We start from the raw sequence: 16,136 nt of genomic DNA, 5'->3' as shown, positions 1-16,136 counted from the left end.
CTCCTGATTACTTAGCTTTTGAACGGTAGGCTTCAATCAGTTCGATAAAGTGATCGAACAGCGGCGCGGCATCGTGCGGGCCCGGACTGGCTTCCGGATGACCCTGGAAGCTGAAGGCTGGTTTGTCGGTGCGATGAATACCCTGCACCGTCTGGTCAAACAGCGAGACGTGCGTCACGCGCAGATTGTCCGGCAGCGTAGCGTCATCAACGGCGAAGCCGTGGTTTTGCGCGGTAATCATCACGGTATCGTTATCGAAATCTTTTACCGGATGGTTGCCGCCATGATGGCCCAGCTTCATTTTGACGGTTTTCGCCCCGCTCGCCAGCGCTAACAGCTGGTGGCCCAGACAGATACCGAACACCGGAATGTCGGTTTCCAGGAAGGCTTTAATGGCGTCGATGGCGTAATCGCACGGCTCCGGATCGCCAGGTCCGTTGGAGAGGAAAATCCCGTCCGGATTGAGCTTCAGCACTTCTTCCGCCGACATTTGCGCCGGCACCACCGTCAGGCGGCAGCCGCGATCCACCAGCATACGCAGGATATTGCGCTTCACGCCGTAGTCATAGGCCACTACGTGGTAAGGCAGCTCTTCTTCTTTCTTCTGTTCCGGCAGGTTAGTTTCCAGCGTCCAGCTTCCCTGAGCCCACTGGTAGCTCTCTTTGATGCTGACTTCTTTCGCCAGATCCATCCCTTTCAGGCCGGGGAACGCTTTCGCTTTTTGCAGAGCCAGCGCGGCATCCGGATTATCACCGGCAATGATACAGCCGTTCTGCGCCCCTTTTTCACGCAGCAGACGCGTCAGCTTACGCGTGTCGATATCGGCAATGCCGACAATGTTGTTGCGCTGCAGGTAAGCGGAAAGCCCTTCTTCGCTGCGAAAGTTGCTGGCGATCAGCGGCAGATCGCGAATAACCAGGGCCTGAGCATGAATTCGGGTAGATTCTTCGTCGGTGGCGTTGGCGCCAACATTGCCGATATGGGGATAAGTGAGGGTGACGATCTGGCGGGAATAGGAAGGATCAGTGAGGATTTCTTGATAACCGGTCATTGACGTATTGAAAACGACCTCCCCCACTGCCGATCCTGTTGCCCCGATGGCCCGACCGTGGAATTGGGTTCCGTCTTCCAGAACCAAGAGCGCTGACTTAATCAAAACATCCTCCAGGGAATAAACAGTCACAATATTTGCATATTAATTCATGATAGCCACCTGAATCAATGCAAAAACCGCCTGACCGGGCGTTTTTTGGCAAATTGCGCGCATTCTAATGATCGCCCCCAGGCTTGTCTACCCTGCCGGGCGATATTTTTGTTTTTTTCGGCAATCTGAATGTTAAAAGCAGGAGTAAGGGATAAAAAGTGCGGATAACTTTAAGAAATAATCGATTGCCTGAGCAGAAGAAAGCGAAACGGCACTTTACAGGCCGTAAAATTTGACCAAATGGTCAAAATTCATATTTTATCGACTTTAAATACTATAAAACATCTAAAAATAAGCATCATGAATTTATTTTATCTCGTAAGGATTATTTTTACATAAAATAAAGGGCAATAAAATTATTGCCCTCACCAATCAATAAGCTACAGATTGAAATAACCACATCACGATGGTTCACAACACTCACAACATCGATAAATCCAGGACATCACGCATATCGTAAAGCCCAGATTTTTTGCCTTTTAACCATGATGCCGCCTTAACCGCGCCATTTGCAAAAGTCATCCGGCTGGAAGCCTTGTGGCTTATCTCGACACGCTCGCCCACATCTGCAAACATTGCAGTATGTTCGCCTACAATGTCCCCGGCGCGTACAGTGGCGAAACCAATAGTCTGCGCTTTACGCTCGCCGGTATGGCCTTCACGCGCATAGACAGCATGGTCGTCCAGCTTCCAGTTCATCGCGTCGGCAATCGCTTCGCCCATCGCCAGCGCGGTCCCTGAAGGCGCATCCACCTTGTGGCGATGATGCGCCTCCACAATTTCAATATCCGCATAGTCGCCCATGACCTTTGCCGCTTTCTCCAGCAGCTTCAGCACCAGGTTGACACCCACGCTAAAGTTAGCGGCAAAAACGATACCAATTTCTTCTGACGCCGTGCGGATCGCCGCTTTGCCTGCTTCATCAAAACCGGTGGTGCCAATCACCATCGCTTTTTTATGCTCACGACAGACAGCCAGATATTCCAGCGTTCCTTCCGGGCGCGTGAAGTCGATTAGCACATCAAAATCATTAATCACGTCATGCAAATTGTCGCTGACGCGCACGCCGGTTTTACCCAGCCCCGCCAGCTCTCCGGCATCGCTGCCGATCAGCGACGAGCCGGCACGAGCCAGCGCCGCGCCTAAAATAACGCCTTCCGCCTGCTGCGCGGCCTGAATCAAATTGCGTCCCATACGCCCCGGCGCACCGACAATGGCAATGCGGATCTCTTTCATAATTATTCATTCCTAAAGCAGAACTATGCATGCAAGCACAGACAGGTTAACGGTCAGATAGCGGCCTCGCCACCTTTAAAAAACGATAATAAGAATTTTATGCCAGCCACGCCCGATTATCAGTAAAACAAATTCCACCTGGTGGGAATGGAACGCAGGGCAATAAAAAAGGCCGAACGGGTCGGCCTTCAGATAAGCACTTCAGATCGCAACCTCAGCGTTACTGAACGTTTTTCACTTCAACACGCAGCTCTTTGGGAACCTCAAACACGATATTCTCTTCGCGGCCAATCAGCTCGATTGCTGCTTCGCCACCCAGCTCGCGCAGACGCTGGATCACCTGCTGCACCAGAATATCGGGCGCCGATGCGCCAGCGGTGACGCCAATGCAGCTTACGTCTTTAACCCAGGCTTCCTGAATATCGTCCGCAGAATCGATCAGCTTCGCCAGCTTGCCGGCGCGCTGAGCCAGCTCCGCCAGGCGGTTAGAGTTGGAGGAGTTCTTTGAACCCACTACCAGCACCACATCGGCATCCTGTGCCAGGGTACGCACCGCTTCCTGACGGTTAGTCGTGGCGTAACAGATATCATCTTTGCGCGGGCCGATGATGGCCGGGAAACGCTGGCGCAATGCATCGATCACGTCAGAGGTATCATCGACCGACAGCGTGGTTTGCGTCATAAAGCAGAGGTTGTTCTCATCTTTCACCTGCAGCTTAAAAACATCCTCCGGCGACTCCACCAGATACATGCCGCCGTTGGGGTTGCTGTACTGCCCCATGGTGCCTTCCACTTCCGGATGACCGGCGTGGCCGATGAGTATCGCCTCAACGCCCTTGCGGCTGGCGCGCGCCACTTCCATATGCACTTTGGTGACCAGCGGACAGGTAGCATCAAACAACATGGTAAGCTGGCGCGCTTTAGCTTCGGCGCGTACCGCCTGCGACACACCATGGGCGGAAAAAATCAGGATAGCGCCATCCGGCACTTCGCCAATCTCTTCAATAAAGATCGCCCCACGCTCGCGCAGGCTGTTAACCACGTAGCGGTTATGCACCACTTCGTGACGCACGTAGATCGGCGCGCCATACAGCTCCAGCGCGCGTTCGACAATGCTGATCGCCCGGTCAACGCCGGCGCAAAAGCCGCGCGGATTAGCCAGCAGAATTTGCATTGTTCGCCTCCAGCGCCGGATCGATCTCCAGCACCTCTATATCAAATTGAATGCGGTGTCCGGCAAGCGGGTGGTTAAAATCCACCGTGATCGAATCACCCGAGATTTCGCGGATCACGCCTGGCATTTCGCTGCCGCCCATCCCGCTAAACAGCATGATGGCGCCCACTTCCGGCTCGCCCGCCTCAACGAAGTCGCGGCGGGAGAAATACTGGATCAGATCGGGACTGACAGCGCCGAACGCATCTTCCGGCGCCAGCGCGAAGCTGTGCTTGTCGCCCGCCTTAAGCCCCAGCAGTTCCGTTTCCAGCCCTTGCGACAAACTGCCGTCGCCGAGACGAAACAGCGCCGGTTTGCCGGAAGCGCGGGTAGACTCCGCCGTTGAGCCATCTTCAAGCTTCAACGTGAAATGCACCAGCACCGCGCTGTCGCGCTGTACAGATTCCGTCATCTCTTACCCTTTCTGTTTAGCCTGTTTGCCGGTGGGGCTGAAAAAGCCCTCCAGTACCACCAGCGCGGCGCCAATACAGATGCCGCAGTCAGCAATATTGAAGGTGGCGAAGTGCCAGCCACCGATGTAGAAGTCGATAAAATCGACCACAAATCCGTGATAAGCACGATCGAACAGGTTGCCCAGCGCCCCACCGATAATCAGGGCGTAAGCAATATTGTTTAATTTCTGGCTGGCGCGGCTGCGATACATCATCACCAGCAGCGCCGCCGCGATGGCGATGGCGATACCGGCGAAGAACCAGCGTTGCCAGCCGCCTTTGTCCGCGAGGAAGCTGAACGCCGCGCCATAATTATGGGCATAGAACAGATTCAGAAACGGCATCAGCGGCTGTGTTTCATGCAGTAGCATATTGTTCATGATCCACTGCTTGCTGGCGAAATCGATCACGATCACAACCAGCACCAGCCACAGCCAGCGCAATCCGGTAGAGAGAATAGGCTTACTCATCAGGCGAACTTACGCTTTTCGCCATCACCGGCGACGTTGGTATAACAACGGCCACAGATCGCGGCGTGCTCTGCGTTCTGTCCCACGTCGGTAGTGTAATGCCAGCAGCGCTGACATTTCTCGCCTTCCGCTTTATGCAGGGCCACTTTCAGACCTTTTAACAGTTCGCTCTGCTGCGCGTCTTCACCCGCCAGAGCGTAATCCGCCACCTGCGCGCCAGAGGTCAGCAGCACAAAACGCAGCTCGTCGCCCAGCGCGCGCAGCCTGGTCGCCAGCTCGCTATCGGCATAGAGCGTGACGCCCGCTTCAAGCGAACCGCCAATGCGTTTATCGGTACGCGCCTGCTCAATCACCTTGTTCACCTCGCCGCGCACCTTCAGTAGCTCAGCCCAGTAGGCGTCATTCATCGCTTCGTTGTCCGCCAGACCGAACAGGCCGTCGTACCACTCTTCGGTAAAGACATACTTCGCGCGCGCGCCTGGCAGGTAGCCCCAGATTTCGTCAGCGGTAAAAGACATGATTGGCGCCATCCAGCGCACCAGCGCTTCCACGATGTGCCACAGCGCGCTCTGGCAGCTGCGACGCGCCAGGCTGTCGGGCTTCGCGGTATACTGACGATCCTTGATGATGTCGAGATAGAAGGAGCCCATCTCAATCGAGCAGAACTGCATCAGGCGCTGGATCACCTCATGGAAATCGTAGCTGGCGTAGGAGTCGATAATATCCTGCTGCGCGGCCTGGGCACGGCCCACCGCCCAGCGATCCAGCACCACCATTTCTTCTGGCTTCACCAGATCGGTTTCCGGGTTAAAACCGTTCAGGTTCGCCAGCAGGAAGCGCGCCGTGTTACGGATACGACGATAAGCGTCGGCGGAGCGCTTCAGGATCTCGTCGGAAACCGCCATCTCGCCGGAATAGTCGGTTGAGGCGACCCAAAGACGCAGAATATCCGCACCCAGCTTGTTCATCACGTCCTGCGGCGACACGGTGTTGCCGATCGATTTCGACATCTTGCGGCCCTGACCATCCACGGTGAAGCCGTGAGTCAGTACCTGACGATAAGGCGCTTTGCCCTTCATCGCCGTGGAGATCATCAGGGAAGACATAAACCAGCCGCGATGCTGATCCGAGCCTTCCAGATACATATCCGGCGAATGGCCGCCGAATTCAGGACGCGCATCAACCACTGAGTAGCTGGTGGAACCGGAGTCAAACCAGACGTCCAGCGTATCGGGCACTTTCATGTAGCTGTCGGCGTCGTCGCCCATCAGCTCGCGCGGATCGAGATCCCACCAGGCCTGGATGCCATCCTGCTCCACGCGCTGCGCGACTTTTTCCATCAGCGCCAGCGTATCGGGATGCAGCTGCTCCGTCTCTTTATGCACGAAAAGCGCCATCGGCACGCCCCAGGTGCGCTGACGAGAGATACACCAGTCAGGACGGTTGGCGACCATCGCTTCGATACGCGCCTGGCCCCAGTCCGGGATCCACTGCACGCCTTTGATCTCTTTCAGCGACTGCGCGCGCAGCCCTTTCTGATCCATGCTGATGAACCACTGCGGCGTGGCGCGGAAAATGATCGGCGTTTTGTGACGCCAGCAGTGCGGGTAGCTGTGCAGCAGTTTTTCAACGTGCAGCAGCGCGCCTTTTTCACGCAGCAGCTCGACGATCAGATCGTTAGCTTTGAAAACGTTCACGCCATCCAGCGTCGGCCAGGTACCCGGCAGATAGCTGCCGTCCGGTCCTACCGGATTGGCGGTTTCCAGACCATATTTCTGACCCAGCACATAGTCGTCCGGACCATGGCCTGGCGCCGTATGCACCGCACCGGTACCGGCGTCCAGCGTAACGTGCTCGCCCAACAGCGCCGGGACATCAAAGCCCAGGAACGGATGCTGGAAACGCAGCATTTCCAGCGCCGCGCCCTGGGCGCTGCCCAGTACCGTCCAGCTGTCGATGCCTGCGCGCTTCATCACGCTCTCAACCAGATCTTTCGCCAGGATCAGCGCTTTGCCTTCAACCTGCAGCAGCTGATATTCAAACTCCGCATTCAGCGCAATGGCGCGGTTCGCCGGCAGCGTCCAGGGCGTAGTGGTCCAGATAACCAGCGCAATCGGACCCTGCACTGCCTGAGCGCCGAATTTGGCGGCGACGGCAGCAGCGTCCGTGGCATTGAACATCACGTCAATCGACGGCGAGGTTTTGTCGTAATACTCCACTTCCGCCTCAGCCAGCGCCGAACGGCAGTCGAGACACCAGTGCACCGGCTTCGCCCCTTTATGCAGGTGGCCGTTGTCGATGATTTTACCCAACGCGCGAATGATGTTGGCTTCGGTTTTGAAATCCATCGTCAGGTAAGGACGATCCCAGTCGCCCAGCACGCCCAGACGGATAAAGTCCGCTTTCTGGCCTTCCACCTGCTCGGCCGCGTATTTGCGGCAGGCTTCGCGGAATTCCGCCGCACTGACCTTCTCGCCCGGCTTACCGATCATCTGTTCAACTTTATGCTCAATCGGCAGACCGTGGCAGTCCCAGCCCGGCACATACGGGGAGTCAAAGCCTGCCATGCCTTTGGACTTAACGATAATGTCTTTCAGAATCTTGTTAACTGAGTGACCAATATGAATGCTGCCGTTCGCATAAGGAGGGCCATCGTGCAGGATAAAGGTTTTTTTCCCTTTTTTGGCTTCGCGGATGATGCCGTACAGATTGTCATCGTACCAGCGTTGCAGCATGCCCGGTTCGCGTTTGGCCAGATCGCCACGCATCGGGAACCCCGTTTCCGGCAAATTCAGGGTAGATTTATAGTCACTCATCAGATTCTCGGTTCCATTATTCGGTCATTACACCGGTGTTTTATACCCTTCAGCATTCAGACGGCAGCGCTGCCGCCGAACACAGACTCTTTGGGCATCACCCAAAAAACTCTCGGGCCGTCACCACATCTTTCGCTATTTGTTCTTTCAGCGCATCCAGCGAAGCAAAGCGCTGCTCGTTACGTATTTTGTGCCGCAGCACCACCTCAATATGGTGGCCATAAAGATTCATATTGATGTCAAGCAGATGAACTTCAAGCTGTTGACGCAAACCTTTTACTGTCGGACGCGTGCCAATGTTGGCTACGCCGGGCAATGGCTGCGCCGTCAGGCCCCGTACTTCCACCGCATAGACGCCTTTCACCGGCGTTACCGTGCGGCGTAAGGGGATATTCGCAGTGGGAAAACCGATGGTGCGTCCCAGGGCATCGCCATGCACGACGCGGCCCGATATGCTGAAAGGATGGCCTAACAGAGTTTGCGCCAGCGCCAGATCGTCTTCGGCCAGCGCCTGACGCACGGCGGTGCTGCTGATGCGCTTGCCGCCGTCGCAAAACGTTTGGGCGCTCACCACATCAAAGCCATATTCCACGCCCGCCTTCTGTAATAACAGGAAATCTCCCTGACGACCAGCGCCAAAGCGGAAATCATCCCCTACCGCAAGATATTTCACGCCGAGCTTTTCCACCAGCAGATCGGCGATAAAACTCTGCGCCGGGACGGCGGCAAAGCGGCGATCGAAACGCACGCACAGCACCGCGTCGACGCCCGCCTGGGCCAGGTAGCGAAGCTTCTCGCGCAGACGCGTCAGGCGCGCCGGCGCTTTATCGGCGGCGAACAGTTCGAGCGGCTGCGGCTCAAACAGCATCACCATCACCGGCAGGTTGCGTTTTCGCCCCTCTTCGCACAGTTGGGCCAGCAGCGCCTGGTGGCCACGATGAACGCCATCAAAATTGCCAATGGTCAGGACGCAGCCGCGATGCTGCTCGTTGAGATTATGGATACCGCGGATAAACTTCATGGCTGACTCAAACCGGTGGAAATCGGCGGATTATACCCTTGAACAGGCTCAAGGTTAACCCGTGATGCGCGCCTTTCATGCGTTCTTTGCCTCTTTTCCCGAGCCGCTTCCACGCTTGCGCAACGTAACAGGATTTTTATTGTGAATGGGCTGTATTCAACGTGGTGAAGCTGGTAGAATCTTGCGCCATCAATTACGTAACCGGGCGTTGTTTGTAAAACGGCGCTTATTTGCACAAATCCATTGACAAAAGAAGGCACAAAAGGCATAGTCCTCGGCCTTTGATTTGTCCATATAGAACACATTTGGGAGTTGGACCTTGGCTAATATCAAATCAGCTAAGAAACGCGCCGTAACATCTGAAAAACGTCGCAAGCATAACGCAAGCCGCCGTTCCATGATGCGTACTTTCATCAAGAAAGTATATGCGGCAATCGCAGCTGGCGACAAAGCAGCAGCGCAGAACGCATTTAACGAAATGCAACCGGTTGTGGACCGTCAGGCAGCTAAAGGCCTGATCCACAAAAACAAAGCAGCACGTCATAAAGCTAACCTGACTGCTCAGATCAACAAACTGGCTTAATCGCCTGGTTGATCGCTTTGGAAAGAACCGGCTCAGCGCCGGTTTTTTTTCGCCCCTGCAAAGGGTTGCTGATGCGTTGCGCTTCCCTCTGCTGAACTTCCCTTCTCTGCTTATGCCTGCTCAGCGAACAGCTCGCTAAAATCCCGGTTACAGATACGTTGAACCGCCGGATGCTGAATCATTCGCTCGGCAAAAATAACGTGATACTCCTCCATTACCGCTTCAAGGCGTCCAATCTCGCAGATTGTTTCATCCTTATAAATTTCCGCGCCATAGAGCGTTGGCGCGACGAAAATAGCGTTGTTCTGCGCGCCGAAAGCTTTCATTAATGCCGCATCATCGAACTCGCCCAGCACCTCTACCTGTAGTCCCTGGCTGTTTATCCAATTGAGCAGCTTGCGGCCGAGCATGGAACGCCGCCCGGGGATCAGCAGGCGACGCTCTTCCAGGCAGGCGGGAAACGTTTTTTCCGGCAGCGGCTGATTACACCAGAAGCTCACGGCGCACTCGCCCAGCTTGACGGAGAAAAGCCCTTCCTGCTGTGTCGAGTCGATGGAACAGTCGGAGAGGATCATATCCAGCTTGTGCTGGCTCAGCTGTTCCAGCAGCATTTCATGGGTTGACTCAAAGCAGCGCAGATGAATTTTCTCTTCGGCAACCACCGCCGTTTCCAGCACCTTGCTCACCAGAGGTTTTGACAGCGCATCCGCCACGCCAACGTCAAACAGCAGATTTGACTCTTTGCGGTAGTTGACGATATCCAGCATCTCCTGGCTGAGCATAAACATGCGATCCGCATAGCGAAACACCAGCTGCCCCAATTCAGTAGGCACCAGACCGCGCCCCTGGCGACGAAACAGCTTGCCCTGCAAACGCCCCTCCAGCGCCTTTATCTGCCCGGTAATGGTCTGCGGCGCGAGGAAAAGCACCTCTGCCGCCCCGACCACCGATCCTGCGCGACAGACGTGCCAGAAGTAGTAAAGATGGTTGTAGTTGATGTGCGACACGGTTAGCTCCTTTAAGCCGCGCGGCGCGCTGAACGACGCCACAACATGCCATATCCCACCACGGCGGAGATCACCGAGCCGAGCAAAATGCCGAGCTTGGCCAGGGTAATCAGCTGAGCATCCGCGTCGCCATAAGCCAGCGAGGCGATAAAAATCGACATGGTAAAACCGATGCCGCAGAGCACGCCGACCGCACAGATATCGGCCATGCGGGTATTTTCCGGCAGTTTCGCCAGCCCGGTTTTCACCGCCAGCCAGCAGAACAGCGTAATGCCAAGCGGTTTACCGATAAACAGCCCAATCACGATCCCCAGCGGCAGCAGCGAGAAAAGGCTATCGGCGGAAACACCCGCCAGCGATACGCCCGCATTGGCAAAGGCAAACAGCGGCAGAATTACCCAGCGCACCCACGGATGCAGCGCATGTTCCAGATGAATGGCCGGTGAGTGCCCCTCTTTTTTCGCCAGCGGGATCAGAAAGCCCACCACCACGCCAGCCAGTGTGGCATGCACCCCCGATTTCAGCACCGCCGTCCAGAGCACCAATCCCACCAGCAAGTAGAGTCCGGTATTACGCACGTTCAGCAAATTCATCAGGACCAGCACCGCGATCGCCACTGCCGCCACGCCCAGCGCCAGCACTGACAGGTCATTGGTGTAAAACAGCGCGATAATCACGATAGCGCCCAAATCGTCAATAATCGCCAGCGCCATCAGGAAGATCTTCAGCGCAGGCGGCACACGACTGCCAAGCAGCGCCAGAATGCCCAGCGCAAAGGCGATATCGGTCGCGGTAGGAATCGCCCAGCCGCTGCGCGTGACGGCATCGCCGCCGTTGAACAGCAGGAAAAGCAATCCCGGCACCAGCATGCCGCCCAGGGCGGCGATGAGCGGGAAAACAGCCTGCTCGCGGCGGGCCAGCGCGCCCATTACCAGCTCACGCTTTACCTCCAGCCCCACCATCAGGAAAAAGATCGCCATCAGCGCATCGTTGATCCATAACAACAGATTTTTACTGATATCCAGCTCGCCAAAGCGAAACTCAACCGGTGTCGCCAGAAGCGCCTGATACCCTTGCTGAGTCGCACTGTTATTCGCCAGCAGCATCGCCAGTACCGCCGCGATGATCAGCACTATGCCGCCCGTGGCATCGTTATGCAGCAGCTTTTTCAGTTTGATGTTCATCTGTCGTTTCCTTATACAGTGCGGGTCTGAAAAAGCTTAGCTTAGCGACAATACTAACTCGTAAAAAACAGATTATTTATGCAGCTTTACTCGGAAAAGACGAGTGATGGCATGAAGAATGATAAACCGGCGGGAGAAGCTATAAAAAAAGCCAGCTCACGGGAGCTGGCTTAATAGAGAGAAAGCGTTGGCTTAGCGAGTCAAATCATCAAAAAACTTTTTCACGCCGTCGAAGAAGCTTTTCGAACGCGGGCTGTTTTGCTCGCCCGTCGGGCCTCCGAAGCTCTCTTCCAGCTCACGCAGCAGCGCTTTCTGTTTATCGTTGAGGCTGACCGGCGTTTCCACCACCACGCGACAGAGCAGATCGCCCACCGCGCCGCCGCGCACTGACTTCACGCCTTTTCCGCGCATGCGGAACAGCTTGCCGGTCTGGGTTTCTGACGGCACCTTGAGCTTAACGCGACCATCCAGCGTCGGCACTTCAATCTCACCGCCCAACGCCGCCATGGCAAAATTGATCGGCACTTCGCAGTAGAGATTGTTATCCTCACGTTCAAAGATCGGGTGTTTCTTCACCGACACCTGAACATAAAGATCGCCCGCCGGCGCGCCATGCTCGCCCGCTTCGCCTTCGCCGCTCAGGCGAATGCGATCGCCGGTATCCACGCCAGCCGGGATTTTAACTGACAGGGTTTTCGATTTCTCGACGCGACCGTGACCGTGACAGGCGTTGCAGGGATCTTTGATCACCGAGCCGCGACCGTGACAGGTCGGACAGGCCTGCTGCACAGTGAAAAAGCCCTGACGCATCTGCACCTGGCCCGCGCCGTGGCAGGTTGGACAGGTCTGCGGCTGGGTGCCTGCTTTCGCGCCGCTGCCGTGGCAAACCTCACACTCTTCCAGCGTTGGAATGCGGATCTCTTTGGTCACGCCGCGCACCGCTTCTTCCAGCGTCAGCTCCATGTTATAGCGTAAATCGGCGCCGCGGGAAGCGCGCTGACGGCGGCCACCACCAAAGATATCGCCAAATACGTCGCCAAAGATATCGCCGAAGTCAGCGCCGCCGCCAAAGCCGCCGCCGCCGAAACCACCGCCGCCCATGCCGCCCTGTTCAAAGGCCGCATGACCGTACTGATCGTAAGCCGCACGCTTCTGCGCATCGGTCAAAATTTCGTAGGCTTCCTTGACCTCTTTAAATTTCGCTTCGGCTTCTTTATCACCCGGATTGCGGTCGGGGTGAAATTTCATCGCCAGGCGCTTGTAGGCCTTTTTGATTTCACGCTCGTCCGCTGATTTGGAGACGCCTAAAATCTCGTAGTAGTCACTCTTTGCCATTTCTTGCCCTTAACATGATCGCACGGGCGTGGAGAAACTCCGCCGCCCGTGCAGGTTATCAACGGCTGTCAGGCCAGCCGTCGCGCCCGATCAGGGGCAATTATTTCTTGTTGTCTTTCACTTCTTCGAATTCAGCATCGACCACATCGTCATCTTTCTTCGCAGAAGCGTCACCAGCGTCAGCGCCGCCAGCCTGAGCCTGCTGCGCCATTTCCATCAGCTTGCTGGAAACTTCCATCAGCGCCTGCATTTTCGCTTCGATTGCTGCTTTATCTTCGCCTTTCAGCGCCGTGTTGAGATCGTTCAGCGCAGACTCGATCGGTGCTTTGTCTTCCGCAGAGAGTTTGTCACCGGCTTCGTCCAGCTGCTTACGGGTGCTGTGGGCAATCTGATCGCCCTGGTTGCGCGTCTGCACCAGCTCTTCGAATTTACGGTCAGATTCGGCGTTCGCTTCCGCGTCGCGCACCATTTTCTCGATTTCCGACTCGTCCAGACCAGAAGAGGCTTTGATGGTAATCTTCTGCTCTTTACCGCTGTTTTTGTCTTTAGCAGAAACATGCAGAATACCGTCAGCATCGATGTCGAAGGTCACTTCGATCTGCGGCATACCGCGCGGCGCAGCCTGAATACCGTCGAGGTTGAACTGGCCCAGCGATTTGTTATCCGCTGCACGTTTACGTTCACCCTGCACCACGTGAATAGTTACCGCAGACTGGTTATCTTCCGCCGTTGAGAAGACCTGGCTGTGTTTGGTCGGGATCGTGGTGTTTTTGCTGATCAGCGCAGTCATCACGCCGCCCATGGTTTCGATACCCAGCGACAGCGGAGTCACGTCCAGCAGCAGCACGTCTTTCACGTCGCCCGCCAGCACGCCGCCCTGCACCGCAGCGCCTACGGCGACCGCTTCGTCCGGGTTAACGTCTTTACGCGGCTCTTTGCCGAAGAATTCCGCTACTTTCGCCTGCACCATCGGCATACGGGTCTGACCGCCGACCAGGATCACGTCGTTGATGTCAGATACAGAGAGACCGGCATCCTGCAGCGCCACTTTCAGCGGCTCGATAGAACGCGTAACCAGATCTTCAACCAGCGACTCGAGTTTGGCGCGGGTCACTTTAATGTTCAGGTGCTTCGGACCGGTGGCGTCCGCCGTGATGTACGGCAGGTTAACGTCGGTCTGTTGAGCAGAAGAGAGTTCGATTTTCGCTTTCTCTGCCGCTTCTTTCAGACGCTGCATCGCCAGCGGATCGTTGTGCAGATCGATACCCTGATCTTTCTTGAACTCAGCAACCAGATAGTTAATCAGACGGCTGTCGAAGTCTTCGCCGCCCAGGTGGGTGTCACCGTTGGTCGCCAGAACTTCAAAGGTTTTTTCGCCGTCAACTTCATCAATTTCGATGATAGAGATATCAAAGGTACCGCCGCCCAGGTCGTAAACTGCGATGGTGCGGTTGCCCTGGCCTTTATCCAGGCCGTAAGCCAGCGCCGCTGCGGTCGGTTCGTTGATGATACGTTTCACTTCCAGACCGGCGATACGGCCAGCATCTTTGGTCGCCTGACGCTGTGCATCGTTGAAGTAAGCCGGTACGGTAATAACCGCTTCGGTAACCGGTTCACCCAGATAATCTTCAGCCGTTTTCTTCATTTTTTTCAGCACTTCCGCAGAGATCTGCGGCGGTGCCATTTTCTGGCCTTTCACATCCAACCAGGCGTCACCGTTGTCAGACTGTGTGATTTTGTACGGCATGATTTTGATATCACGCTGCACTTCTTCGTCCTGAAAACGACGACCGATCAGGCGCTTGATCGCAAACAGGGTGTTTTGCGGGTTGGTCACAGCCTGACGTTTAGCCGGTTGTCCGACCAGAGTTTCGCCATCCTGCGTATACGCAATGATTGAAGGCGTGGTGCGATCGCCCTCGGCATTTTCCAGCACGCGTGCTTTGGTGCCGTCCATGATCGCAACACAAGAGTTGGTTGTACCCAGGTCAATACCAATAATCTTACCCATCTAAACGTCTCCCACTTAAAATCTGTATCAAATTGGGTTGTGAACCTGTTATGCGGTCGCTTTGTTGGCTTTCAACTGCCGCCGCACGCTTTTTTTCGTGGCTCACAACGCTGGATGACAACTAAATGGGGCCGCTTCGAAGCGCATCAAGGGTTAAAAGAAAAAAAATTTCAGAAAAAAGCGCAGCGCTACCCGCGCTTAGAGTTGTCCGCGGTCAGACGTTCACTTCGCTCAGCACGTCGCGGCTGCGCTTTTCGCTTTGCAGCCAGAGGCCCACCAGCAGCCCGATCACCGCCAGCGCCAGCACATACCAGGCGGGTGCCATCGGCGTGACGCGCAGGATCAGCGTGACGAAAATCGGCGTCAGACCGCCAAAAATGGCGTAGGCCACATTGTAGGAGAAAGAGATGCCGGTAAAGCGCACCGCAGCCGGAAAGGCACGGACCATGATAAAGGGCACCACGCCCACGACCCCGACGCTCAGCCCTGCCAGCGCATAGCTGAAGAACAGCGTCCCCGGCGCACGATCCAGCATATAAAAGAAGTTCCAGCTGCAAAGCGCCAGCAACAGCGAGCCGCCGATCAGCGTTCTGGCCGCGCCGATGCGATCCACCAGCAGGCCGGCAATCACGCAGCCCAGCAGCAGCATTACCGTCGCCAGCGAGTTCGCCTGCAGACTGAGCGCGGCCGGAATGGCGTGCTGCTTCTGCATCAGCGTCGGTGCCATCAGGATGACCACCACGATGCAGGCGGAGAGCAGCCAGGTCATCAGCATGGAAACCACGATGCCGCGCTTATGACTGCGAAGAATGGTTTGTAGCGGCAGCTTTTCGGTTAACGCCTTGCGCTGCTGCATCTGTTGAAACACCGGCGTTTCATGTAGCCAGCGGCGCAGATACATCGCCACCAGACCAAAAATGCCGCCGAGGAAAAAAGGAATGCGCCAGCCGCTGCGGGCGATAGTTTCAGGCGATAAGGTAGTATTGATTAGCGTGGCGACCAGCGATCCCAGCAGAATGCCTGCCGTCAGCCCGGCAGTGAGCGTGCCGCAGGCAAAGCCGACGCGCTTTTCCGGCACATGCTCGGCGACGAAAACCCAGGCGCCCGGCACTTCGCCGCCAATCGCGGCTCCCTGCAACATGCGCAGCAGCAGCATCATGATCGGTGCGGCAATACCGATAACGGCATAGGTGGGCAAAGCGCCTATCGCCAGCGTCGGCAGCGCCATCAGCAAAATGCTCAGGCTGAACATCTTTTTGCGTCCGACCTTATCGCCAAAATGGGCCATGATCACGCCGCCCAGCGGACGCGCCAGATAGCCCGCCGCAAAGATGGCGAAGGTCTGTAGCTGACGCAGCCAGTCAGGAATATCGGGCGGGAAAAAGAGCTGGCCGATCACAGCGGCAAAAAAGACGAAAATAATAAAATCGTAGAATTCCAGCGCCCCGCCAAGGGCAGCCAGCGCCAGGGTTTTGTAGTCCTGACGATTAAGGTGGCGTGTAGTAAGCGAATCCATAACTGTGCGAGCTTCCAGAGGCAAAAGAGAAAGGGTTGTAAAGCTATGCTTACTATACCGTCAATCTTTTAAGCCACCAGCGCCGCTG

General features: G+C 56.0%; 13 protein-coding genes. 1 reads left to right on the top strand and 12 read right to left on the bottom strand.

Annotation, left to right across the window (positions count from 1 at the left end; genetic code table 11):
- Positions 1–7: 7 nt before the first annotated feature.
- The 7 genes from carA to ribF form a co-directional block, all read right to left on the bottom strand.
- Entirely contained in the window at positions 8–1,156 is a 1,149-nt protein-coding gene (gene carA / locus ABU178_RS03985; RefSeq protein WP_397212195.1) for a glutamine-hydrolyzing carbamoyl-phosphate synthase small subunit, read from the bottom strand.
- Positions 1,157–1,624: 468 nt separating this feature from the next.
- The gene (gene dapB, locus ABU178_RS03980) at positions 1,625–2,440 is read right to left on the bottom strand and encodes a 4-hydroxy-tetrahydrodipicolinate reductase (protein ID WP_397212193.1); all 816 of its coding nucleotides are present in this window, start codon (positions 2,438–2,440) and stop codon (positions 1,625–1,627) included.
- 220 nt (positions 2,441–2,660) lie between these two features.
- Entirely contained in the window at positions 2,661–3,614 is a 954-nt protein-coding gene (ispH, locus tag ABU178_RS03975) for a 4-hydroxy-3-methylbut-2-enyl diphosphate reductase (protein WP_397212191.1), read from the bottom strand.
- Positions 3,595–4,065, bottom strand: coding sequence for an FKBP-type peptidyl-prolyl cis-trans isomerase (fkpB, locus tag ABU178_RS03970; protein ID WP_397212189.1), 471 nt, complete (start codon positions 4,063–4,065; stop codon positions 3,595–3,597). The genes ispH and fkpB overlap by 20 nt, the downstream gene beginning before the upstream one ends.
- Before the next feature lie 3 nt (positions 4,066–4,068).
- The gene (gene lspA, locus ABU178_RS03965) at positions 4,069–4,575 is read right to left on the bottom strand and encodes a signal peptidase II (RefSeq protein WP_397212187.1); all 507 of its coding nucleotides are present in this window, start codon (positions 4,573–4,575) and stop codon (positions 4,069–4,071) included.
- The gene (gene ileS, locus ABU178_RS03960; RefSeq protein WP_397212185.1) at positions 4,575–7,391 is read right to left on the bottom strand and encodes an isoleucine--tRNA ligase; all 2,817 of its coding nucleotides are present in this window, start codon (positions 7,389–7,391) and stop codon (positions 4,575–4,577) included. The genes lspA and ileS overlap by 1 nt, the downstream gene beginning before the upstream one ends.
- A 97-nt stretch (positions 7,392–7,488) precedes the next feature.
- Positions 7,489–8,412, bottom strand: coding sequence for a bifunctional riboflavin kinase/FAD synthetase (gene ribF, locus ABU178_RS03955; protein WP_397212183.1), 924 nt, complete (start codon positions 8,410–8,412; stop codon positions 7,489–7,491).
- A 319-nt stretch (positions 8,413–8,731) separates the two neighbouring features.
- Here ribF and rpsT point away from each other — a divergent pair, with 319 nt between their 5' ends.
- Complete coding sequence (gene rpsT, locus ABU178_RS03950; RefSeq protein WP_397212181.1) at positions 8,732–8,995, top strand: 30S ribosomal protein S20; 264 nt, start codon at positions 8,732–8,734, stop codon at positions 8,993–8,995.
- Between the two features lie 110 nt (positions 8,996–9,105).
- On the opposite strand, the gene nhaR is transcribed toward rpsT, so the two are convergent.
- The 5 genes from nhaR to ABU178_RS03925 form a co-directional block, all read right to left on the bottom strand.
- Positions 9,106–10,044 (bottom strand): transcriptional activator NhaR, encoded by a 939-nt coding sequence (gene nhaR, locus ABU178_RS03945; protein ID WP_397212179.1) that lies wholly within the window; start codon positions 10,042–10,044, stop codon positions 9,106–9,108.
- Positions 10,014–11,186: a Na+/H+ antiporter NhaA gene (gene nhaA, locus ABU178_RS03940; RefSeq protein WP_397212177.1), complete on the bottom strand. Its 1,173-nt coding sequence runs from the start codon at positions 11,184–11,186 to the stop codon at positions 10,014–10,016. Before nhaA ends, nhaR begins: the two co-directional genes overlap by 31 nt.
- Positions 11,187–11,378: 192 nt before the next feature.
- The gene (gene dnaJ, locus ABU178_RS03935; RefSeq protein WP_397212176.1) at positions 11,379–12,521 is read right to left on the bottom strand and encodes a molecular chaperone DnaJ; all 1,143 of its coding nucleotides are present in this window, start codon (positions 12,519–12,521) and stop codon (positions 11,379–11,381) included.
- Positions 12,522–12,621: 100 nt separating this feature from the next.
- A complete protein-coding gene (gene dnaK / locus ABU178_RS03930) occupies positions 12,622–14,532 on the bottom strand; it encodes a molecular chaperone DnaK (protein ID WP_397212175.1) in 1,911 nt (636 codons plus the stop codon).
- A gap of 214 nt (positions 14,533–14,746) precedes the next feature.
- Positions 14,747–16,048, bottom strand: coding sequence for an MFS transporter (locus ABU178_RS03925; protein ID WP_397212174.1), 1,302 nt, complete (start codon positions 16,046–16,048; stop codon positions 14,747–14,749).
- Positions 16,049–16,136 lie beyond the last annotated feature (88 nt).

Source organism: Pantoea osteomyelitidis, assembly GCF_044342975.1.
GTDB classification, from domain to species: domain Bacteria; phylum Pseudomonadota; class Gammaproteobacteria; order Enterobacterales; family Enterobacteriaceae; genus Pantoea; species Pantoea osteomyelitidis.
This window is presented reverse-complemented; position numbering and strand designations above follow the sequence as displayed.